General features: G+C 37.0%; 22 protein-coding genes. 7 read left to right on the top strand and 15 right to left on the bottom strand.

Going from position 1 to position 21,897, the window contains the following annotated elements; all coding sequences use genetic code 11:
- Positions 1-138 precede the first annotated feature (138 nt).
- Positions 139-1,044, bottom strand: coding sequence for a hypothetical protein (locus NTX86_01250; GenBank protein MCX5921936.1), 906 nt, complete (start codon positions 1,042-1,044; stop codon positions 139-141).
- Between the two features lie 115 nt (positions 1,045-1,159).
- Here NTX86_01250 and NTX86_01245 point away from each other — a divergent pair, with 115 nt between their 5' ends.
- Positions 1,160-1,888 (top strand): SGNH/GDSL hydrolase family protein, encoded by a 729-nt coding sequence (locus tag NTX86_01245; protein MCX5921935.1) that lies wholly within the window; start codon positions 1,160-1,162, stop codon positions 1,886-1,888.
- Positions 1,889-1,900: 12 nt separating this feature from the next.
- Here the strand turns inward: NTX86_01245 and NTX86_01240 are convergent, their stop codons facing one another.
- The 13 genes from NTX86_01240 to NTX86_01180 all read right to left on the bottom strand — a co-directional run bounded on the left by NTX86_01240 (position 1,901) and on the right by NTX86_01180 (position 15,721).
- Positions 1,901-2,686, bottom strand: coding sequence for a hypothetical protein (locus tag NTX86_01240; protein ID MCX5921934.1), 786 nt, complete (start codon positions 2,684-2,686; stop codon positions 1,901-1,903).
- A 39-nt stretch (positions 2,687-2,725) separates the two neighbouring features.
- Positions 2,726-3,418: a hypothetical protein gene (locus tag NTX86_01235; GenBank protein MCX5921933.1), complete on the bottom strand. Its 693-nt coding sequence runs from the start codon at positions 3,416-3,418 to the stop codon at positions 2,726-2,728.
- On the bottom strand, positions 3,415-4,335 hold the full coding sequence (locus NTX86_01230; GenBank protein ID MCX5921932.1) for an NAD-dependent epimerase/dehydratase family protein: 921 nt from the start codon (positions 4,333-4,335) through the stop codon (positions 3,415-3,417). Before NTX86_01230 ends, NTX86_01235 begins: the two co-directional genes overlap by 4 nt.
- 28 nt (positions 4,336-4,363) lie before the next feature.
- Positions 4,364-5,452 (bottom strand): polysaccharide biosynthesis protein, encoded by a 1,089-nt coding sequence (locus tag NTX86_01225; GenBank protein ID MCX5921931.1) that lies wholly within the window; start codon positions 5,450-5,452, stop codon positions 4,364-4,366.
- Between the two features lie 132 nt (positions 5,453-5,584).
- Positions 5,585-6,427, bottom strand: coding sequence for a hypothetical protein (locus NTX86_01220; GenBank protein MCX5921930.1), 843 nt, complete (start codon positions 6,425-6,427; stop codon positions 5,585-5,587).
- Positions 6,428-6,566: 139 nt separating this feature from the next.
- Entirely contained in the window at positions 6,567-8,324 is a 1,758-nt protein-coding gene (locus NTX86_01215) for an FkbM family methyltransferase (GenBank protein ID MCX5921929.1), read from the bottom strand.
- A gap of 57 nt (positions 8,325-8,381) precedes the next feature.
- Complete coding sequence (locus NTX86_01210; protein MCX5921928.1) at positions 8,382-9,362, bottom strand: putative sugar O-methyltransferase; 981 nt, start codon at positions 9,360-9,362, stop codon at positions 8,382-8,384.
- A 44-nt stretch (positions 9,363-9,406) separates the two neighbouring features.
- Positions 9,407-11,155, bottom strand: coding sequence for a glycosyltransferase (locus tag NTX86_01205; GenBank protein MCX5921927.1), 1,749 nt, complete (start codon positions 11,153-11,155; stop codon positions 9,407-9,409).
- A gap of 80 nt (positions 11,156-11,235) precedes the next feature.
- On the bottom strand, positions 11,236-11,946 hold the full coding sequence (locus NTX86_01200) for a glycosyltransferase (protein ID MCX5921926.1): 711 nt from the start codon (positions 11,944-11,946) through the stop codon (positions 11,236-11,238).
- Positions 11,947-11,980: 34 nt separating this feature from the next.
- Entirely contained in the window at positions 11,981-12,655 is a 675-nt protein-coding gene (locus tag NTX86_01195) for a class I SAM-dependent methyltransferase (GenBank protein MCX5921925.1), read from the bottom strand.
- 128 nt (positions 12,656-12,783) lie between these two features.
- Positions 12,784-13,794: a hypothetical protein gene (locus NTX86_01190; GenBank protein ID MCX5921924.1), complete on the bottom strand. Its 1,011-nt coding sequence runs from the start codon at positions 13,792-13,794 to the stop codon at positions 12,784-12,786.
- 19 nt (positions 13,795-13,813) lie between these two features.
- On the bottom strand, positions 13,814-14,698 hold the full coding sequence (locus tag NTX86_01185; protein ID MCX5921923.1) for a hypothetical protein: 885 nt from the start codon (positions 14,696-14,698) through the stop codon (positions 13,814-13,816).
- Positions 14,699-14,716: 18 nt separating this feature from the next.
- Positions 14,717-15,721, bottom strand: coding sequence for a hypothetical protein (locus tag NTX86_01180; protein ID MCX5921922.1), 1,005 nt, complete (start codon positions 15,719-15,721; stop codon positions 14,717-14,719).
- Positions 15,722-15,861: 140 nt separating this feature from the next.
- Between NTX86_01180 and NTX86_01175 the strand changes: the two genes are divergently transcribed.
- From NTX86_01175 to NTX86_01165, 3 genes are all read left to right on the top strand, one after another.
- Positions 15,862-16,962, top strand: coding sequence for a hypothetical protein (locus tag NTX86_01175; protein ID MCX5921921.1), 1,101 nt, complete (start codon positions 15,862-15,864; stop codon positions 16,960-16,962).
- 157 nt (positions 16,963-17,119) lie between these two features.
- Complete coding sequence (locus tag NTX86_01170) at positions 17,120-17,848, top strand: hypothetical protein (GenBank protein MCX5921920.1); 729 nt, start codon at positions 17,120-17,122, stop codon at positions 17,846-17,848.
- A gap of 79 nt (positions 17,849-17,927) precedes the next feature.
- Positions 17,928-18,686, top strand: coding sequence for a DUF1796 family putative cysteine peptidase (locus tag NTX86_01165; protein ID MCX5921919.1), 759 nt, complete (start codon positions 17,928-17,930; stop codon positions 18,684-18,686).
- 147 nt (positions 18,687-18,833) lie between these two features.
- On the opposite strand, the gene NTX86_01160 is transcribed toward NTX86_01165, so the two are convergent.
- Entirely contained in the window at positions 18,834-19,334 is a 501-nt protein-coding gene (locus NTX86_01160; GenBank protein ID MCX5921918.1) for an HAD family phosphatase, read from the bottom strand.
- A 143-nt stretch (positions 19,335-19,477) separates the two neighbouring features.
- On the opposite strand from NTX86_01160, the gene NTX86_01155 reads away from it, so the two are divergent.
- Genes NTX86_01155 through NTX86_01145 form a run of 3 tightly spaced genes read left to right on the top strand, consistent with a single transcriptional unit; the run spans position 19,478 to position 21,879 of the window.
- Positions 19,478-20,155: a hypothetical protein gene (locus NTX86_01155; GenBank protein ID MCX5921917.1), complete on the top strand. Its 678-nt coding sequence runs from the start codon at positions 19,478-19,480 to the stop codon at positions 20,153-20,155.
- 39 nt (positions 20,156-20,194) lie between these two features.
- Positions 20,195-20,881 carry a polyprenyl diphosphate synthase gene (gene uppS, locus NTX86_01150; GenBank protein MCX5921916.1) on the top strand — a complete coding sequence of 229 codons (687 nt, stop codon included), beginning with the start codon at positions 20,195-20,197 and terminating at the stop codon, positions 20,879-20,881.
- Complete coding sequence (locus NTX86_01145) at positions 20,878-21,879, top strand: NAD(P)-dependent glycerol-3-phosphate dehydrogenase (GenBank protein MCX5921915.1); 1,002 nt, start codon at positions 20,878-20,880, stop codon at positions 21,877-21,879. The genes uppS and NTX86_01145 overlap by 4 nt, the downstream gene beginning before the upstream one ends.
- Positions 21,880-21,897: the final 18 nt, after the last annotated feature.

The raw sequence follows: 21,897 nt of genomic DNA, 5'->3' as shown, positions 1-21,897 counted from the left end.
AGCAGGGTGGAATATATGATGATAAAAGTCTTGGATTATGGTGTTTAGAAAACATTGATATATCGTTCTAATTTTGTTGAATTGAAAAGGCCCGCTGAGCAAAATGTATGTGCTCAGCGGGCCTTTTTTTACGTATTTTTATCTTTTGATAAATGTTGGCGGGATGGCTACAAATGCGCATGGATTATTAAGGTTATGGAATGGCGCGAGATTCATGGCATAGCCGTCTTGCCATAGGTGTAGTAATTCTTGGGCAGTGAAGCTGTTTTCATGAGTCGTGTACCAATCTTCTTGAATAATATTTATTGGTAGAGCAAACATTTTTGAAGTTTCAAAAAATAATCCATAAGTGTTTAAATTTTGTTGAGCTGCCCACATTGCTTCTAAGGTGTTGGGAGAATGGTAGTTAGCATTCTGAAAGAATGGCGCTACGGTGCTTTTTTTATATACGGTCATATCGACATTATTGGGGTAGCGCCAATCACCGATGCCATTTTTGATGTAATAGTTAAAAATATTTTTTTTTACTTCGACGCAAGGAGGTAATGTTAATGAAATATTTTGACCATATTGTTTTACAATATTTTTGCCGAGTCTCAAAAAGAAACAATATGCGTTTGTTGCTTCTAGTGCTTCTGTACATGTCCTCATATCTACATAATCTTTAACAATATCATCGTCCACTGCAAAGAGAATATAGGCTGCAGGCGAGGCAAAAAAACATTGCAACAGTAATGGTTTAAAATCATTGCGAGGGTTATTGCCTTGCTTAACAAAGTTAATGCGTGGAAAAATAGCTTTTATTTCTTCGTAAGCATGGTCAAATTGTTCGTTGTTTACGCGATAGAGGACATATATTTCATTGAGATTAGATACAAATATTGTTAATGATTCCAGTAGAGCATGGAGCTGTAAGGGACGATTATAAGAAAAGATAATTAAGTCAGTTTTCCCATTTTGACCGGTTTTAATGTCAGCTAACATGCCAAATGAAATGAAAAAAAATAAAACCAATAATGTTAGTCTATAGCTATTTTTTAACATTTTGTTTCCCGTTTTCTTGTATCGAATGATCTATATAATCTAAGGTAGAATGTATGGTAATAAGCTGTTCAATAGCAAGAGTTTTTCTATAGCGTCAGGATGGAGAGGTAAAAATATGTTACGTATTTTATTAATAATGCTATTGGGCCTCATTTCTCATGGTTTATATGGTTTTGATATGTATATTATTGGTGATAGCCACGCATGTTTTTGTTTTAATAATACCGTTCCGGCGTGTCCCACCAATGTAAATTTTGTTTTTGAATATTCAAAGGATAGTTTTACCTATCGCATGCCATTTCATATCAACTCTTTTGTCAGTAGGACCATGTTTCGTGTTGGCAGAGATGGATTGCGGGGATTAGATATAAGAGCTTTAGGGGTCTGCGAGAATGATGTTGCAGTTTTTACCTTTGGAGAGATCGACGTGCGTTATCATATTGGTAGACAGCGGGATAAACAAGGCAGAAGTACCGAAGAAATAATAGATTCTTTGGTCTCTGCATATATTGGAACCATTCAAGCGAACAAGAATAATTATACGAATGTGACGTGTGTTATTGTTTCAGTCTTGCCGCCTTGTGATAAAGGTTTTAGTTATGAATATCCAATATATGGATCTCTGCAGGATAGAGTTGCTATAACGAGAGCTGTAAATGAGCGTTTAAAGTCCTACTCTCAGTTGCATGGAATCTATTTTCTTGATATTTATTCGATGTATGCTCTTGAAAATGGTGCCTTAAATGAGTCTCTAAGCGATGGCATTGTCCATGTGAATCAACACCAGAATACGCCAATCAAAGAGGCACTGGTCGAACTTATTATGTGTGTTCGACCAGTTTAAATTATACTGAAGTTACAACCATGAGGAAGGTATAAAATCTTTGTAATATCTTATTTCATCTTCATAGGTATGTTTCCATCCGCGTGTATTTTTTTTTCTACCCAGTAAATCAAATGAGGAACCTATGTCAATACAGGTGAGGTTGTAATTATTGGTAATATCATCGATTAAAACTTTGCTACATAGTCCTCCACCGATTAAAACAATTGCATTTTGCTCTAAGTGCGGCTCAAGAGTATTTTTCCATTGATTATACTGAAATGACCAATTTTGTGATGGTAGTTCAATATAGACATCAGCTTTAAAAAAGTCTTTTAATCTGCTGTTTGAACCATTACAAAGTAAGATTTTCTTTCTGTCGGTTTTTACTATGAAACGTACAAACTTATACATATAATCGAATTGTAAAAATTCATCGTCATTCATAAACAAATGGTACCATGCCCAGGGAATGGTTGTGTTGTGTTGAGCTGCTAATTTATTACAAAAATTAGGTACGGATGGATGCCACCACCTGCCTATATAAGTATTGTTTTTTTTGGACAGGCTTATAAGAGCTTTCTTTAGGGCTGCTCCTAGCCACGCATGGTATTTATCGAAATCACAATTTTCGCCCTTTATACCTATCATGCAATTATATTCACCATCACCATATTTTGTAAAAATGATATTTTGTCCTTGTTCTAATTGAGCAAGAGCATTGAGGAGATATGAACTGTTCATAGGATCATTACTATTGGCTATAACGTGTATAAAGAAAAAACTGCTTGCAATTATTAACTTAAAGTTTTGGTTCATATCTCGCATCCTCGTTTAAATATACAGTCAATGATAATCTTACCAACTTGCAAATTCGTTGTGATTAATGCCTGAACTGCTTCCATAGAGATTTGCCTTGAGGTCTAATTTGTTAACGTACATAATTTTTAAGGTGCCTTCTGTTTGTTTTCTTCTAACATAGTTGCCAACTTCAGTTTCAACATTAATCATATGGTGTTCCATGGCACTATAATCCATTGAGCTATACATTTCTTTCATGTTTTTACAACGCATAGCAAAACCTAGGGTAAACACATTACCCCATTGATCGACTTTTACGAATGCATCAACATCAGGGTTTTGCTCAACTAGTTTTAAGAAACTATCTGATGTCGGTTGGTAACGTCCGGTCAATTTTATAATCATATCCTCGTCATCAAAGTTAAAATGAGTTAGTCCATCAAGCATGGTTCTTGCTTCATTAATACCATAATTTCTGAGGCCTGGAATATTAGCTGATGAGTAAAAAGCGTTCGTTGTATATTCATCAAGGAATGTAGGGCCTTCTTTTTTAATTGCTTCTATGACGTAAGGGTTTTGATAGCCCAAATTGGCAAGGATGCCGAAGGTTTCTATATATTGTCCTTTTCTAAATTCATAATAATTATTGCTTAAAGCGGCGCTTAACACTAAGCGAACCTGTGCTAAAGAATTTACATGACTTGCGCTTGCAATACAGAAAGCTACTAGCGCTAAAATATTAATTTTCATATGATCTCCTGTACAATGGATTGAAACAATTTCGCTAACGAATCTTTAATGTGCGGAACATGAGGATAATAGTGCAATAATTTCGCTGCACTAAGCTCAGCATTTGCTCGGCGAGCTTTGAGTATTTTAGCTTGTTCTTCTAATGAAAAGTTTTCGTAAGTAAAGCTTGGATCTATATACTTTTTATACAAATCTAACACTTCATTATGAGATGCTGTTCCGGGATTAACCACATTAAAAAGGCCCTTAAATTGTTGCACAATCATGTCTGCTACGATGGGTAGTAAGTCTTCTAAATTAGAGAGTGAATTAGGAATATTCACCAATTTTTTATACTTAGTTATTTTACCAACAAACCCTTTATCTAATTCTAGCGATATGGGCATTTTGATTCTTAAACTTAAAATATTCGGGTAATAGGCAATAAACTTTTCGAGTGCTATTTTTCCGATGGAATAAAAAGATCCATCAAAATTAGGAGTTTCTTCTTCGGTAAATCCTATACCACTTCCCATGGGATGTTTTTCGTCATATTCATAAATACACCCGGTGCCAATATAGGTACAGTGAATATTGTGTAGGTAGGCAATGTCGGCAAGGTTGAGAGCGCCAAGTACATTTGCTCGAATGGTTTCTTGTTTGTGGTCTTCGCACCAATCGATGTTAGGTCTGCCGGTAATACCCGCGGCGTTCACAATCTGGTCTGGTTTTGTTGCAAGGATCTCATTAACAACTTCTTCTCTGTTTTCGAGTCGTGCAGTAGCGCAGAGAGTATTATGTCCAATATCATTGAAAATTTTGACGAGCTTTTGGCCTATGTAACCTGTCTTGCCACCAAAGATTAAGATGGTCTTTGCTTCTTGGGCGTGCATGGCGTGACAAGCTATAATGCATAGCGCTAGGAATATTTTTTTCATCGAACTTCCTTTTTATGGATGAAACAACCTATAATAAATTCAAGCGTTTAAAAAGATCGGTAAGCTCTTGCTTGGAGATCACCGCTTGGTCAGAGCTATATTCTTGCATAAGCGCTTGATTAACTCGTTTGCCCAGCTTCATGTACAACGGCATCGTTTGCTCGGTGTAGGTGAAAACACCTGGAATCGAAGGCTTTACTATAAATAAGTTGTTGTATTCAATCGCTCGAGACATTTCCGATGAGTTAATGAGCGTTTCGTGCATTTTTTCGCCGGGTCTGAGGCCTATTGTTCTGACAACGTTAGTGGCGTTAAAATTTTCTTTTAAAACATCAATAAGGTCTACGACGCGTAAAGCGGCAAGGCGTTTTACAAATATTTCGCCACCTGCACCGTAGCGTAGGGCATTAAAAATGAGTTCAACGGCTTCAGATTTATCAACAATGAACCGTGTCATATCTTTATCAGTGAGGGTAATATCTTCACCATTTTTAATTTTGTCAGTAAAAATTGGAATGACGGACCCGGTACTTTGCAGGATATTGCCAAATCGAGCAACAACAAATTTTGTTTGAATGTTTGTTGGGTCGTAGTTGGTAAATATTTTTTCGCTCACAAATTTGCAACCACCGTAGGCATTGATGGGTAAGCATGCTTTGTCGGTAGAAATAAAAATTACTTTTTTTACATCATTGTTTACGCAGGCATTAAATACATTGATTGACGCTACAATATCTGTTTTTATAGCTTCTTGAACATTACTTTCTAGGAGGTCCATTCTTTTGAGTGCTGCTGCATGAAAGACAACATCCATGCCTCGTGCTGCGCTGTTGACTGCGTCGTAGTCTCTGATATCGCCAAGCGTACTTTTTAGTTTTGATGTATCAAGAGTTTTTGAAAGGTTAAAGTGCTTTACTTCGCATCGGCTAAATATGGTAATGCTTTTTGGGTTATATTTGAGAACTTCTTCAGCAATTGCTCGACCCAAATATCCCGTGCCGCCAAGTATCAAAATGTTTTTGCCTTCAAAGAGCTCCGCATTGCTTGGCTCACTGGCATAGCAACACATGCTGAGTGTGGCTAAAAAATTGAATATATAGAGTGATTTCTTGTTCATGACTTCCCCCAAATAAGTACTTTAAAATAGTATCCCCTAATAGACACTATGATACTTTATGTGTCCTAGGGTCAAGAGTTTGGTTTTTTGGATGGGGATTGAACATAAAGACTTAGTGAGGTGATTTATTGCTTATTGAACGAATGAATTAGAGTGCTCAATAAGCATAGAAATTAATCGGTTTTTTAGAGGTTGAGTGTGTTTCGGGTGAATATGGTGTGTGCCATCTGATAGATTGAGCAGTAATTGTCCATCTTGATCTTGATATAAATCATTAACGTTTAATAATAAAAAATTGTTTTGTGTGCTGTAATAGCTTAAGCGCTCGTTAAGTTTTTTAATGATATTTACTTGGGTTGGTAGAAATTGTTGATTGGGAAACACTTCTAAAAAGTTTTTTTCATAAAAGGGATGTTTGAGTGGTGGAAGGCAAGCAAATATTACAACGGTTAATTTATCATAATTCTTTCTGTTTTCGGTAATTGTTTGTAGGTATTTGCTTGTTAATGTATCTATTATTTCATCAAGATCGCGATGTGTCATTTGTTTGGTGATAGTATCATCATCATTATTATTGTTTCTGAAAATATGTCCGTATACATCTATGGTGCCAAAAAGAAATATAGCTATATCGTTTTCTTGAACCCCAAATGATTTAATATTGAAGTCAGCAATGCCGTCCCTTCCAATTCTGTGCATAGTGCGCCCTTGTATCCAATGCATAGTGCAAGGGATAGTGAGAGTGGTGTGGGCATTGACTGCATAGGTGAGCATGGATTGTTCATAAAGTGTGATGCTGGAATCAATCATTCGTGGTTCAATTTCTGTATTTGTAAAACAAAAGGCTGCATTGCTGTCGCCTATGGCATATATATTTCCATATTTCCAATGTTCATCAGAAGTTCCCTCGATGCTTTGTATGAAGAGTAATATTATGAACTGTGTGATATGAAATTTATGTTGAAAAAACTTCATTGTTATGTACAACCCCTGAAATTATTAATTTTGATATCGCTCTAGCATCACTATGTTATTTTATGTGCTCGGCGGTCAAGAGTTTGGATTTAATGGGTTTTAATTGATGCAGAGTTCACTTTGTCAGCTCAGTGGACTGTTAATTGTTTTTTTGATAAACAGCTAAATAATTAGAATAACGATAATTTTCTAAGGCTATAGACCATTCAGCAGTTGCTATTAGTCCGTTGGGAATAATTCTAAAAATTATATAATGGCAGGCGATTAATTGATCGAACATCTCTTTTAAGGTGGCTTTGGCTTCGAGATAAGCTCCACCATACTCAAATTGTATGGTTTTTATAGCTCCTTTTTTTAGCATTAAAGAAGATCCTTTTAGAACATTAAGCTCTGAGCCCTCAGTGTCTATTTTTAAAAAATCAATCTGTTCAATGCTTTGTTCTTGGCAAAAGGAGTCTAATGTTTTAGTTTTGACTCTTATAGGAATTGGCCGGGCATTAAATATTCTATTAACGACTGGTCGTTCATAAAAAGAACTTAATTCTGATGAAAGAGAGTTTTTGTTATAATAAAAAAAAATTTCTTCGCCATTTTTGTTTGAGATGGCGAAATTATGCGTAGCAACAAAATCATGAGCGATATTTTTTTGAAGCTGATTGAAGATTGTAGGAATTGGCTCAAATGCATAGAGTCGTATATTAGATTTTGAGGCAAGTACATGCTGGCTCCATTCACCTTTGTTGGCACCCACATCAAATACTATATCGCCATTTTTTATCATTGATTCAATAATAGGGAGTTCTCCATTTGATTCCATGGTGCAGTTATCATAGCCAACGGTATCAAAATCGGGTGTATTTTGAAATATATTAAGGCTATGTAATTGTGCTGGGTGGTTATTATTTTTTTGTTTTTGTATATGGCACTGTATGCGTTTATCATGTGGAAAAAGTTCAAAAATTTTCATTAATTCTTGTTCGGCGTGTTGAGAATCTTTTAATAGTAAACTGTGCCAAAGTCGATAGTGAGTTATTAAGTTATATGAGTCAAAAGCTAATTGTGCATAAAATAGATCGTGTAATGCTTTTTCTTCTTCTCCGCATGCGTGAGCAATAATAGCTTCAGCTTCAAGAACTTGTTGCAATGAATCGGTATCGTTTTCATAAAGGCGACTTATGGTGCATGCTTGAATTATCGGGGAACTAATAACCGATTCTTGTTTAGAATGGGCAATAGCTATATCTCCAAATATTACAAAGTTATAATCATTATTAATATCCAAAACTGCTTTATAAAGATCTTTGATTGAGGGATAATCTTTTAATGAGTCTTTATGAGGTGTATATCCAAAGGGCTTAAAGCATCGTATGTCATCTATTAAAATAATAGCATTTTTTATGTTACTATTTTTAATCGCCTTGAGTTCATCAAGGATTGGGGTATTTGTTTTACCTTTGGCAGTAACTCCTTCACTAAAATGTCCGTCAAGCCAAAATAGTATTTTTCCTTGAATAGTAGGAAGAATTTTCTGTAATACATCTGAAGAATCTCCTTCATAGACATGTGCATTGGGAGTATTTTCAAATTTTTTAACAGCGTTGGCATATAATGCTGGCGCAAGTTCAATGGTATGTATTTCTTTGAAATAAGGTAATGCATTAGAGGTTGTGCCTCCTGCATATGTGCCACTTTCAATAAAAACATCGACATTGAAGCAGTTGATTAGTTTTTGTAAAAAATCTGGTTTCAATGACCAATTGATATCTTTAGGATTCATCAAATATAAAGTATTTTTAGAGGGATTTAAACCATTGTCGAGTGTTGCTGAGCTACTATCGATTGTTGAGTAGCTTATAATGCTTAAGATTATAAACAGCGTGGAGTTAATGTATTTCATGATCTCCTTATTTATTGTTAAAGATAATCATACTTTTATTTGTTTGAGCAAGTATAATTAATTATTAGTTCCTATGATCTCATAAGCTTCAAAACCATTGGTAAATAAATGGAATGGTTGGCAATCAACTTTGTCATACGATTCTCTCATGGCATTATGAACTAGTGACTGATTAATAAAATTATGTTTACCCCAGCCTTGTAGTTGTCCAGAAATATAACAAACATTGGCATCGAAGAATTTTTTCTCAGCAACAATTTCTTGTAGTGCTTCGGTTGATTCGGATAAAGCGAAGGTTGAAACAAATACATCGGAATCGACAGTAATATTTTTGATTTCATGAACTGGCAATAGATGGATTGCACCAACTTCATAGTGCGCGGGTGCTTGAGTATGCAGTAATACTTTGACTGTTGGTAATGTAGAGCGTAAGAAAAATGCTTGTAATGCTATTAATTCAGGCAAATCAACCATGATTATAGTAGCTTGAGGTATAATACTTTTAAAAATACGAGCTAAGTTACCGTAGCCACCACCAATCTCCACAATGGTTGAGATGTCTTCAGCTGGACATTTTTCAAGTACTTTGGCGACATAAAATAAATGCCCTAAAGTACTTGTTGAGCAATTGAAATCATTACATTCAAAAGAGGTCCCTATAAAATCAATATCTTTATAACTATTGAGCAATGTTCTGGTACGTTCGCTGATGCAATGCTTTAAAAAAGAAACTTCGTATGCTTGTGTTTGGTTAAATCCTTGGCGAATCATATTATTCGATAAATCATAATTTTTACTAAATTGATTATTTACTGATCCCAATAAAAATTTCCGTATACTTTCTTTTGCTTGTGCCCAATGAGGATGGTAGTACGTTTGTTCTATATCTTTGGAGCGACTATTAAGTGCATTGGTCAATTTTGTATATTCTTGTTGCATAGTAAACCATTGGAATGATGTATTAGCAACAGCGGTAAATGTTTGAGTGCTGCATGAGAGTAGTAATGTGCATGATAATAATAGAGTAAGTAGCTTCATAGTTTCCTTTATAATTAAGTTAAGATAATGATTGCAATACAATGTTACCATTTCGCCCACGAGACGTGCCAATGGTGAATGCCATATGATTCAGGTTTGATCCAACTTTCAATTTCAGGTCTTGATTTTTGTTGACTGCTATAGTTTGGCCAAGGATAAAAATAAGAAATAGGAAATAGTACGGTGTCATGTGCAGTTACATCAAGACATTCTGCTATGCAGCGCGTCAAGAAATAAGGCCCTGTATTTTGTAATATATCATCCGGATGGGTGCAATTTGACCTTATAGTGCTTATGCGTTCGACGCATTTTTTTAATATGGGATGTCCGGGAGTTGCGCCAATGAGGGCTACATAGACTACCAATTCTTTATCAGGGGCTAGGCCAGTATAAAAGCTACAACTATGATTGAATACATCAAAAGATTTTAAGCATTCAAAATCCGTATCAACATAAAGTCCACCAAAACGATAGAGTAATTCATATCTGGCTATGTCTGATTTTTCGCCCATATTGGTTGCTGCATCGTATTGTTTTTTGTTGATGAGGCCTAAGGCGTCTAATGCTTTATCGGTCCATAAAATATGTACCCAGTCTGGATGGTTCTTTTTCCAAGTTTCGATAAGGGATTTGTATTTTTCTGGCAATGGGCTACCAACCCAAATTTGATGAATAATTTTGGGAATACGTGGTTGCCCGCTTAGATTGAAATTGGCTATATAGTTATCGTAGAGAGTTTTTGCGTTTTTCCAGAAGGGGTCATTATGAGCAAATGCAACATCATAGGTTTTTGATTTCATCGCTTGGTGAAAATCAGGATTAAAGTTTTTTGGCAGATGAGAAGCTTTTGCTTTTTTTAGGTAATTATCCTGGCACTCTTTGATTTTATTGAACCAATAGGCAAAATAAATTTTTTCATTGTTATATGTTTTAAGTCTCATTTCTTCGTATTTCTGATTAAGAAATTCTTGGGTAACCTCTTGCCAGTCATTGACAATAACAACCGGAAGATCTTGATAGATACTATCAAGTGGAGAGGTTCTCACTACGGGATAGCTACCCATTAATAAAGCTTCCCATGTTCTATGGCAATCGAGGCCGTTGCCACGAGGGCTGAGTATAAAATTTGATTGAGCTAATTCCAATACATAATCGTGCAGTGCTTTGCGAGAGGCTTTGTAGCAAAAAGATTTGTCGGAAAATAGTTGCGCAACTCCTTGGCGTTCAGGGTGCGTTGGTAAAATATTAAGATACAAAAGTGTGTTTTTTTCTATGTTCTTAGCGTGTGGAATGAGCAGATCAAACACTGTTGTGTTGCCGGTTGGCCAATGTGGATTTGCAAGGCCAATGGGAATAGGAAAGAATTTAGGATGATCTACAGTGTCGGGGTTTTGACCAAACCAGGCTATTATTTTATTGTCGTCAAGCATATGAGCGTAATTGCCTGGCGCTGAATCATCGCTGTTATGAGAAATAATGATGTAATCACTTTTAATATGTGGATGAAGTTCGGTGAAAAAATAATCTAGTAAGTCTGTTTTAACAAAAACAATGTCGCCGTTGTTAATATCGAGAGGGTTGATGGGTAGTCGTAGTTCATCAACAAAAAATTGTGCCATACTGCGAAAAGTGTCGCCAGTAATATAGGGTAGACTCGCATATCTTTTGGCATTATCAAGAGGTTGCTCTGCATGCACATAAATATGAGGAGGAATAAAAATACCTGGTTCAATTTCCAATGCATGAACAGTTATTGTTGATAATAATAAGTATGATAATAATAATCGCTTCATGCCCTTGTTCTCCTACGAAGTTTTTATAAATGACTCTGCATTATAAAAATAATGAAGGTATTTTACAAGATATTCTTAGTTTATCTTATAACTGTTGCAGATAAAGCTATGCGGTATACCAATAATGGTATTTCCAGAGCTATGCATCGTGTCGTATATTCATACACTTCTCGATTAAATTCAGCATCTTCTCCTATTTGGAGAGAAGACCATTTGATTTTTTCCCATATATTTTTTTTTATAGCAATGTTGCCATTATGAAAGACAAACCTCTCAAAGAGGTCTTCAAATGGTTGCCATGTAACGAATGGAATGTGTGATAAGTCTTGATAACGCTGCAGCATAGTTTCCATATTTTCTGTAAATGAAAATCCATGCATGAGATGGTCAACATTATATTTTTTGAAAAAATAGGTGATAATTTCCACACGTTGCGGATGAGGCAAATCGTCAGCATCCTGACAAATTAATATATCCCCTGTGGCATATTCACAGGCTCTATTTCTATTGGGGCCTGCAAATAACGTTTCTGGCGTGATGAGTAGCTGCACACAAAAACGCCATGGTTGTTGGCATAGTTTGTCAATGATATGGCGTTCAACTAAATGAACATCAGACAATGAAATGACAACTTCATCGGGCAAGACTGTTTGCGCTTCATAGAGTTTGAGTAAATCATAAAGATGCACTGCATGTCTTGAACTACAAGGAATAATAATAGAGGTTTTAAGCTCATTGTTGGCGCCAATAACATGGGGTACTGCTAATAAAAATAATAAAAAAATGACCATTGTTTTTGCCGTTTCATTCTTAATGATTGAATAATTAAACTTTAGGTGGAAAATACCAGAATACATCGTCAATGACCGATACAGAAACGCCCAGCTCAGCAGCAGCTTTGTCAACGCCACTGTTTACATAGCCAACTTGTTCATTCCCCCAGCCATAATCGTCTCCGCACATAATCCCGCCAACTGCGAGTTTTGGATACCAAGCCATAATGTCGTTGTATACGTCTACCGGGTCATGGGAGCCATCAATGTAAATAAGGTCGGGGTTAATATCGAGTAATGTTGCTGCATCAAGAGAACTTGTCTTTACCGGGACTATTTTATGTGCAACATTGCTATGTATCACATTTGATAAAAATTGGTGGTACAGTTTGACTAGTAATCGATTATAGTTTCCATCAAAATGTTCTCTAGACCCTTGCCAATGATCAATTGCGTATAACTTGCTTTCGTCAGGAAGTAGCCCAGCCATAAAAATAGCAGATGCGCCAAGCCAAGAACCAATTTCAACCACTACAGTTGGCTTCATGGTGGTGATAAAATGCTGAAGCATCTTTCTATTAGCTAATGGAAACCACCATTCAAAATAATCAGGGGCAAGAACATTAATGGATTTATACGGTTCAGGAAGGGTTGGGTTATTACTAAAAGTTAGGTTGGTTAATAGAATTGTTGATAACGATAACAGGATATATTTTATAGGCTTCATTAGGGTGATCTCCCTTACTCATTACTCATTTTTAAAATATTATTTCAATAAAAATTGATGCCCCATTCTAGAAATTTTTTTTTAACTTTGCAATGTTAATGAAAATTAGCAATCATCACGCACATGCATTATTTACAAGCATTGAGGTACGTATCAATGCGTCGGTGATTATAGGCAATGGTTTTTAGGTTGTACTGTCTGTTTTTGTTAAAGGTCTGGGTTCGTAGGGCAACTTTAGAAAATGCACTGTGGGCATGAGCATAATTGCCATCGCCGAGTTCAACAAGGCCATACCACAAATCATGCCAAAACATGGGGTCTTTGTGATGAGTCATAAGTTTATAGAGATTTTTTAGGCACGATTTTTCTTTTTCAGGCGCATGCTGAATAACTTCTTCTGCTGCGAGCAGTTCTTCATTGCTGAGATTGTACCCATCATACAATCGCGTCTTAGTGCAGGCTTGTACTGTGTCAGAAAACAGTGGTTGATGTTTGGATTGGTCATAGGCGAGGAGCATGTCGCCCAACAACATGACGGTAAAGTTAGGATTAATCGCAAGTAAATCGCGTTTTAATTCTTGCACACTCGGATATGCCCAACACCCTAAATATTCAACACCAGCAACTTCAATGCCAAAGCCTCGAATGTCGTCTATTAAGATGACACAATCGTTGAGATTTGCCGCTTTAATGGCAGCTAATTCGCCTCGTATAGGTGTTACAGCATCGGGAGCTTCGTGATTGCTAAAGCTTAATGCAGTGCCCTCACCGCTATAGTGGGCATCGAGCCAAAACAAGATGGTGCCTTGTAATTGTGGAGCGAATATTCTGATGGCCTCAGGAGAGTGTCCATGAAATGGTATTACATTTTTGTAAGGAGCGAGTTTTGCTTTTGAACCTGCAAAAAGACTATCGTGAAGTTCTACGGTGACGATTGTTTTAAAGTACGGTACTGCATTAATAGTGGTACCGGCGTCGAAAGTTCCTGTTTCAAAAAAATTATCAACGTTGAATGTGTTGACCATGTTTTGAAGGAAGATGGTATCTAGATGGCCATGGGTTTTATATGACACACATTCAAAAGTGTTTTGTGTATAACTGTTACAACTGAGGGCTATCAATAATAAGATTTTTTTCATTTTTACCTTTAAATTTAAATTATTTATTTTCACTATATTCTATAAGCGCTGCATCAATAAATTCGTGTAGTAGGGCTGTTTTGTCACTGTGGTAGGTTGGAGACTTACGATTCCAGTTGCCACCAGCTCGGTAGTGAAGGAAATGGTCTTGCGCGTGTAATTCCATATCAAATGAGCCGCTGTATATCTTTGATACTAAATGTATCGTTAGTGAATCGTATCCCAAGCGTCTGAGTTTTGATTCATCATTGGGTAATTCATATAAGTGCGTATTTGAATAAAGCTTAACGCGTAATGAAGGGTTATTTTTTAAATAATAATGCAAGTGTCCGCCAACATCGGTAGCTTGACCTTCGACTTTACCATAATCAAAATTTATGCTTTTTTTGTTTGGTAGTGTGCGCATATTCATGAATACTAAGCCATTCCAGATATAGGTCACGTGTTCGCGTTGTTGAAGGCATCCATATAGATCGCATTGATTATCTTGGAGGAATTCTGTGATGCTGAATGGCTTTATCAAAAACATGTCCGAATCTATAACAAATACAATGCCATCATGATTGAAGCCTAGGTTATTCAGCGAATATTGAACGGCATCAGCAGAGCGTGCGCAGGGATTATCTCTTTGATAGTGCATTGCTTGGGGAATGTTGATACAGCGAATATTACATTCTTGGCATGTGGTTTGAATTTCATTCTGCATCGATACGTTGTTAGCATCATTGAAGACAACAAATTCATAATCATCGTTAAGGAATGCTCTAAACGTTTTATGTTGTAGCTTTATAAAGTCGGGACGATTGAAAGCCTGAGTGACAATCAAAATTTTATCAGATGCAGTGAGCGCGGGCATAGAGGTGCAGAGTGCTAGTATAAAATAAAGGTTTTTTAATAACTTCATGGGAGCCTCCGTTATTGGTTAGTTATTAAATGGTTTTATGATATTCATGAAATCGAGTAATGATTGGACTCTATTAATATAGGTATGATTATCTCGTACAAAATCCATCAGCTCATAAAGTTCTGTAATGTCCATGGTGCGTAATCGTTCTTGGGCGTCGTAAAAAAGTTGGAAGGCGTCTTGATTGTAGACAATTTTGCCTTTAAAAAGATCGTACACGGTCTTTGAATTGGTAATGCCCATTTGCCCATAGCTAATGTTTTTAAATATGCGGCATGGAATGTAGCCATTTTCGCATTGCCATTGCCCCTGTAAGGCTGGTGCCAGATAGGATTGTTGCATATATTGTATGTTTTCTTCTGGGCTAATAAATAGAAACTGTTTAAATTTAATATTGTTTTTTGTGCATGCCTTAACAAATTGATTCAATGTATCATAATTGCCTTGCTCGTTATCACCCCAAACGCTTCCTATCCAATAAAAACAGTCTTCTGTTTTTCTATGAGAAACTTGTTTTTTTATGGCATCGATTTCGTAAGGCAATAAATCAGTAGCCCATGGCATATAGAGTATTTTATTGTTGATATCCATATAGATACAATCGTCTATTTTTGTGTCGTTACGCTTTATGCAATCGTGGGTATATACCTGTAGTAGTATGCATAGATTTTGTTCGAACAATGGCTGGTATTTTTCAAGATTGCAATTGTGGAGTATGTAGCGACAGTCATTTCTTAATGGTATTTTTTGGTCTACTTGACCAGCGGTAATGAAAAGTGAATTGGTGAAATCTATAGTGCTTACTTCATCTGTATTATCCAGCCAGTAGGTATCATAACCCAGATGTTTGAATGTTTTATAAAAAGCATAATGTATATAAGAATGGGTATGAGAATGGAGTTTGTGGCCCCAGATAATGACTTTTTTGAATGGTAGCGTGCGTATGTTGGTATGTGCTTTGCTGACATGATGAATAAGCAGAATAGGTAAAACAAACATTAATAACATGTTGTTTATTTTCATGACGATTCCTTTGTGAGACGTTAAATTTTGCTCTACAGTATCGTGCATAAAAAAAATTGGTCAATGTTCTCATGCAAGTTTGACAGCACATTTTAAAAATCGTATATCATAGCGTATTTTAAAAATCATGAAAGGGTAGTATGAATAAGTTTTTTGGGATTGTTATTGTCTTGGCTAACTTGTTACTGCCAACAACGCTTACCGCAATAAAAGTTTTACACCTTAGTTTTCATCACGGTTGTGTAAAAGATTTTGAAGTAGTTGCACAAGAACTACACCTTGACCTCACCTCTTGGTATATTCTCGAAAAGCCAGGTGCAGAATTTGATGGGTATTCAAAAGGAAATGCCGTATATAACATCAGTCATGAGCGGGCAGAAAAAATATGGATAAAGCATAAAGATTATTTTAATCAATTTGATGCGATTGTTACTTCAGACACGGCACCACTTGCAAGAATTTTTTTGCAAAATGGGTGGAAAAATCCTCTCATAATTTGGATATGTAATCGCTTTGATTATTACGATTGGGAAAGCCGGGATTCAGAGTTTCCTGATGCTGAATATTATAATCTTTTCAATAAAGCAGCAACACAATCAAATGTGAAAGTAATTGGCTATGTTGCCTATGAACATTTTTATGCATCAACAAAAGGTGTTAACACAGGTGATATTATTATTAAACCTTGTGGCTCAATAGAAAATAACATGAGATATGAGGGAGTGAGTTATATTCCTCACGAGATTAAGAAAGAAGAAACATTATTTATTCCATTGCGCATGGAGCCCCATCAAGTGCAGCATTTGCAAAGCACCTGCAAGAAATTGGGAATAGCGACTTATTGTGGCCAATATAATGGACCGCATGATTTAAAAGATTTTAAGGGAATTCTTCATTTTCCTTATCAATGGTCCAATTTGGCGTTATTTGAGAATATGCAGCTAGGGTTGCCTCATTTTGTCCCTTCAATAAAGTTTTTAAAAGAACTTTATAGGAATGATGCGGAAAGACATTTGTATAGATTTTTTGCATTAGATCATCTTGAGCTTTCAGAATGGTATTGCCCTGAAAATAGCGAAGTTATGATCTATTTTGATTCTTGGGAAGATTTGCAATACAAAGTAAAGACAACTGATTACCAAACTTTAAAAGAAAAAATTAAGGCTTTCGGCGTGCTGCATAAGCAAGAAATGCTGAATCGTTGGCGAGACACGTTTGCATGGGCGCAAGCACAACTATAACTATTTAGATGCTTTATAATTCGGGTAAACATTCGGTGATTCTTTATCATTGGATTTTTGCCCTTTTTTATTTCTCTTATCAATAATCTATCATTCATAGTGCTTCCAATGCTACAATCCCAATAACAAGTGTGGGAAGTTGTATTATGAGGGGGTTATGATGACAAAGATTGGTATAGTATCAGCATTATTTTTATCGGTGTTAAGTCCTGTTTGTGCAGAGTCACGGACGCATAAAGTAAACATTCCTTTATTATCCAAATGCTTAGTCATGAATAGCACAAAAGCTAAATCAGACATGCGAGAAATTAGTCAGCATTGTGCGGTATGCGATTTAGAAGATGTGCCTTATTCAAAAATGAAGTGTGTGCAAAAAAATCAAAAAAGAAAAGTGTACTACGATAAAGAAAACAACGTATACGTTAAAGTTTGGAAAAAAGATTATAGGTTTAAATCCTATTTTTTGATGGGCGTAAAACAAGGTTTTTATAAAGACATTGCGCCACTGCATTGCGTAATTTTTGATAAAGAAGGGATTTGCAGAGGATATATAACCTATGCAGTCGATGGTTATAAAAAACAGAATAATTTACTAAAAGATTGCCATGGGACGATAAAAAGTCTCAAGCACCAAAATGATGCTTTCAAAAGATTTTTAGATTCGTTACAGGCAACGGTGGCTCGTACGGGTTTGGCGTATTACGATTTGGTGGCGGGTAATATTTCGTATGATGGTAATAATTATTTTTTAATTGATCTTGAATCGGTGTTGGACAAAACAGGATGCAGAAATAATACGTTTAATTTTCACACGTGTATGAGCTACAATCCACCAGAATACATAGAATTTGTTCATACGTGGTTGAGAGGGACGAGCGCCGCATGAGACGAGGCCGACGTTAGTGGTCGCAACGGTATTGTTTATGATTAATTCAAACTCACGATGCATAAAATAGGATGAAAAAATGATAAAAACAATAATAATAACGGTATTAATATGTTGCAACACTCTTGTGCTTGCTTACAAAATCATCCCGATCGGCACTCACTGTTCGGCGGCTGCGGCAATTAAAGGTTTGAATTTAAGACAAGTCTCTCTGCCACTTGATTGGATTGTATCTAGTTTTGCAGGTCTTTATCAAGCTTTTAACGATGACTTTGCACACTTTTTAGAAAAATCTAGCTTAAGAATAAGAGGTGACCAGCAAGGCATAGTCGACTATTACGGATTTCAATTCGTTCATGATTTTCCAACAACTACCCAGACTATTAAACCATCAATTGACGGCTCTCAAGAAGACGTTGCGGTTCTTGTGAGTCAGGGAAAAATCAGCCCTCATTATATGGATTTTTATGACGAAATAACTTCAAAATACGCAAGGCGCATAAAAAGAATGTATGAATTTTGTAATGGCGATGAGCAAGTATTTTTCATAAGACATTTTGGTATGAATAAACAACAAGCCATTGCTTTTAGGGATCTTATTGAAAATAAGTTTCCGTCTTTAGATTTTATATTAGTTGTTGTGAGCCCTGTACGGTCGCAAGAAAATGATTGGAATTTACCTAAAATAAGAAATTTTTATTTAGATGATAGGCAGGTATGGAACAATCCCACAGAATGGGAACGAATTTATAAAGCGTTAGGTTTATCGGTTCAAAACGCAACGAGGTCTATTACTAGACTTGCAGAGCGGTGTTTGTTGTGCAAGGTGATTGAGTAAAAATATATTTTGTGGTGAATAGGTTGCGAGGGGCGATTGCCGCATGACACTGGACTGATGTCCAGTGTTGGTGAGCTTTGAGTTATTCTACTACGCCAAGGCTACGAAGAATTTCGCGCTAGACAATGGTTTTTAAACTGTGGCGCTTCACTGGTGCTTTACGAGCTCTAATAATGCTTCAAGGTCAATTTCGTGGTATTCATCAATAATGATGTGCGATGCAGTCATTCGTTCTGGTTTTTTAGCGGTATTAATGCCGATACAAAACATACCAGCAGCACGTGCGGCTGCAATGCCATGCGACGAATCTTCAATTGCGATACATTCAGATGGATCGATGCCTAGTTGTTTTGCTGCGTGCAAATATAAGGCTGGATGGGGTTTGAACAGATTATTAACATGGGAAATGTTATAGATATGCTCACCAAAAAAACCTTTTAGATCGAGTGCTCGATTGGTGATGAATACGGTTTGGTCGGTTGCATTTGTCGCAACACCCATTTTAAGATTTAGAGCACATGCTTTTTGGTGGAATTCTTGGAACCCTTGAATGAATGAGACGCCTTGCTCGTAGAGTTCGTCAGCGTAGGCTGATTTTTCTTTAATCGAGGACTCGATTTGCTTGTTTCCAGATATGTTCGGTATCAATGATGGTACCATCCATATCGAAAATTATTGCTTTGTATTTCATACGTTAACTCCTTGTGTTGTACAAATTTTCAGTTGATTAATCCTCGTTTGGGGAGTATTTTTAGTAGGTATGTTTCACCGTCCTTTTTGTTGGGAATTTAATGATTAAAAATAATTCAAATACTGTGTCAAAAACCGGTTTGTCAGTTCTCTTATTTAACATTCTAATAAAGATAGCGAGCTTTTTTAAAGTAAGTTTTATTATTGGGTCGTATACCGCGCTGTTTTCTGCAACATCTATGGTGATACCATTGGCTGGTGCGTTCAGTAGCAACACGGGGATTCTAGCGATCTGTGGAATGGGGTTGGGCTTAAAGTTCTTGTGGACTGGTTCTCTATCATTCATACACTTAGCATACCATATTCCTGGGCTTTTTGCAGCTCTTTATTGGAAAAACTCCTCATTATTGTTCCGTGTTGGCGTCCCCTTAACGTGTATGGGTTTATTCATACTCAACCCGGTTGGCGGACAAGCGTGGGTTTATAGTCTTTACTGGTTAGTGCCGGTGGTGCTCACCCTAGCTCGTAAAAAATCATTGTTTGCGGAGTCATTGGGCGCAACCTTTATGGCCCATGCGGTAGGTTCTGTTATTTGGATCTATGCCGATCCTATGACCCCGGCAGTGTGGTATGGCTTAGTTCCGGTTGTTTTTGTTGAACGCGTTGTATTTGCAAGTGGTACGGTGTTGATGTACCACGCAATCAGTTATGGTATTACTGCATGGAATACCAGATTTAATACACTGACTATCAATAAAACTGAGCTATTAACGCGATAATCAACGAGTGCTTCCAAAACGCCCATAACGGAGAATACAATGAAACACTTTGCATGTATTATGGATGGCAATCGTCGGTGGGCTCAACGTAAAGGCTGGTTGCCTTGGGTGGGACATCGTCAGGGAGTACAGGCGGTTAAATGTGTCGTTGATTTTTGTATAGAAAAAAATATTCCCTATCTCTCGTTATATACCTTTTCCATTGAAAATTTTAAGCGCCCCGAAACAGAATTAAATTTTTTATTCGATCTCATGCTTGAAGAATCAGATGGCATGCTAAAAGAATACCAAGCAAAAGGTGTGCGCGTTAGATTTATTGGTGATCGTTCATTGTTTCCTGAAAAAATTAGACCCGTATGCGAACGTATTGAACAAGGCACTGCGCATTGTTCTACCTTAAATCTTAACTTCTTATTTTGTTATGGCGCCCGTCAAGAAATTATGGGCAGCGTGAAACAAATTGTCCGTAAGATTCAAACAGGCGAGCTTAAAGAAGATCAAATTTCTGACGAACTATTTTCTCAACATTTATGGACCAGTGGTATGCCCGAACCGGATATGATTTTACGTACCGGTGGCGTAAAGCGGCTGAGCAACTTTTTACTCTATCAAGCAGCTTATGCGGAATGTTATTTCCTTGATTGTTTATGGCCAGAGATTACTAAAAATGATCTAGAAAAAGCGGTTACTTTTTTTAAAGATACCCAAAGGAATTACGGCATATGAAAACAGTCACCTTGTTGGGAGCTGGCGCCTGGGGCACAGCAGTTGCTACTCTATTAGCCCACAATGGGTACCGCGTAAAATTATGGTCTCACGATTCGCAGGTTATTGCTGCTATTAAAGCACAGGGCAGCAACGAGCAGTATTTGCCGGGTGTGAAATTGAGTAACCTTATTGAACCAGTAACCGATTTGCAAGAGGCTCTTGCGGGAGCTCAGTGGATTTTTGAGGCGGTACCGGTTAAGTTTTTACGCACGATTTTAGAACAATCAAAGTCTCATTGCACGCATGACCAAGTGTGGGTAATTTTAAGCAAAGGCATGGAGCAGCACACGCACTTTTTGGTGAGCCAGATGATAGATGATGTGTTGGGTGCTGCAACAAAAAAGGCCGTACTTTCTGGTCCCAGTTTTGCCCAGGATGTTGCCAATCAAGATATTACCGGCGCAACCATAGCCGCTTCCGATTGCGCTATTGGTTTAGAGCTACAACAAATGCTAGCGACAAAATTTTTTAGACCTTATGTTTCGCTCGATCTTATTGGCACCCAAGTTGGTGGTGCGGTCAAAAATGTGCTCGCCTTGGGTACTGGCATGCTTGAAGGAGCAGGATACAAAGAGAACGCCAAAGCATTTCTTTTAACACGTGGTCTGCATGAAATGGTACACCTTGCTACAGCTTTTGGCGGCAAGCAAGCGACGCTGTATGGACTGTCCGGCGTTGGCGATTTAGTATTGACTGCTACGGGCACGCAGAGTAAAAATTTTGCGTTGGGCAAACGTCTTGGCAAGGGTGAAACTCTTGAGGCAATTCTGCAAGAAATTGGCACAGCGCCTGAAGGTGTCAACACCGTGCAGTCGGTATACGATCTTGCTCGTACACAGCAATTAGAGTTGCCTATTTGCCAAGGATTGTATCATGTTATGTTTAATGGAAAAAAAATAGATGATTTGCTGGCAGAGCTTATGGCTCGTCCCTTGGAAGTTGAATGTCCCTTATAATTTTTCTTTAAGAAAGGT

The organism is Candidatus Dependentiae bacterium (assembly GCA_026389015.1).
Lineage (GTDB): Bacteria > Babelota > Babeliae > Babelales > Vermiphilaceae > JAPLIR01.
The sequence above is the reverse complement of the archived record's forward strand: the minus strand, read 5'-3'. Positions and strand labels throughout refer to the sequence as shown.

What these genes read in the sequence shown, in the direction of transcription:
- NTX86_01250 (MCX5921936.1), bottom strand. Translation starts at nt 1,044, where the DNA reads ATGTTAAAAAATAGCTATAGACTAACATTATTGGTTTTATTTTTTTTC.
- NTX86_01245 (MCX5921935.1), top strand. Translation starts at nt 1,160, where the DNA reads ATGTTACGTATTTTATTAATAATGCTATTGGGCCTCATTTCTCATGGT.
- NTX86_01240 (MCX5921934.1), bottom strand. Translation starts at nt 2,686, where the DNA reads ATGAACCAAAACTTTAAGTTAATAATTGCAAGCAGTTTTTTCTTTATA.
- NTX86_01235 (MCX5921933.1), bottom strand. Translation starts at nt 3,418, where the DNA reads ATGAAAATTAATATTTTAGCGCTAGTAGCTTTCTGTATTGCAAGCGCA.
- NTX86_01230 (MCX5921932.1), bottom strand. Translation starts at nt 4,335, where the DNA reads ATGAAAAAAATATTCCTAGCGCTATGCATTATAGCTTGTCACGCCATG.
- NTX86_01225 (MCX5921931.1), bottom strand. Translation starts at nt 5,452, where the DNA reads ATGAACAAGAAATCACTCTATATATTCAATTTTTTAGCCACACTCAGC.
- NTX86_01220 (MCX5921930.1), bottom strand. Translation starts at nt 6,427, where the DNA reads ATGAAGTTTTTTCAACATAAATTTCATATCACACAGTTCATAATATTA.
- NTX86_01215 (MCX5921929.1), bottom strand. Translation starts at nt 8,324, where the DNA reads ATGAAATACATTAACTCCACGCTGTTTATAATCTTAAGCATTATAAGC.
- NTX86_01210 (MCX5921928.1), bottom strand. Translation starts at nt 9,362, where the DNA reads ATGAAGCTACTTACTCTATTATTATCATGCACATTACTACTCTCATGC.
- NTX86_01205 (MCX5921927.1), bottom strand. Translation starts at nt 11,155, where the DNA reads ATGAAGCGATTATTATTATCATACTTATTATTATCAACAATAACTGTT.
- NTX86_01200 (MCX5921926.1), bottom strand. Translation starts at nt 11,946, where the DNA reads ATGGTCATTTTTTTATTATTTTTATTAGCAGTACCCCATGTTATTGGC.
- NTX86_01195 (MCX5921925.1), bottom strand. Translation starts at nt 12,655, where the DNA reads ATGAAGCCTATAAAATATATCCTGTTATCGTTATCAACAATTCTATTA.
- NTX86_01190 (MCX5921924.1), bottom strand. Translation starts at nt 13,794, where the DNA reads ATGAAAAAAATCTTATTATTGATAGCCCTCAGTTGTAACAGTTATACA.
- NTX86_01185 (MCX5921923.1), bottom strand. Translation starts at nt 14,698, where the DNA reads ATGAAGTTATTAAAAAACCTTTATTTTATACTAGCACTCTGCACCTCT.
- NTX86_01180 (MCX5921922.1), bottom strand. Translation starts at nt 15,721, where the DNA reads ATGAAAATAAACAACATGTTATTAATGTTTGTTTTACCTATTCTGCTT.
- NTX86_01175 (MCX5921921.1), top strand. Translation starts at nt 15,862, where the DNA reads ATGAATAAGTTTTTTGGGATTGTTATTGTCTTGGCTAACTTGTTACTG.
- NTX86_01170 (MCX5921920.1), top strand. Translation starts at nt 17,120, where the DNA reads ATGATGACAAAGATTGGTATAGTATCAGCATTATTTTTATCGGTGTTA.
- NTX86_01165 (MCX5921919.1), top strand. Translation starts at nt 17,928, where the DNA reads ATGATAAAAACAATAATAATAACGGTATTAATATGTTGCAACACTCTT.
- NTX86_01155 (MCX5921917.1), top strand. Translation starts at nt 19,478, where the DNA reads ATGATTAAAAATAATTCAAATACTGTGTCAAAAACCGGTTTGTCAGTT.
- uppS (MCX5921916.1), top strand. Translation starts at nt 20,195, where the DNA reads ATGAAACACTTTGCATGTATTATGGATGGCAATCGTCGGTGGGCTCAA.
- NTX86_01145 (MCX5921915.1), top strand. Translation starts at nt 20,878, where the DNA reads ATGAAAACAGTCACCTTGTTGGGAGCTGGCGCCTGGGGCACAGCAGTT.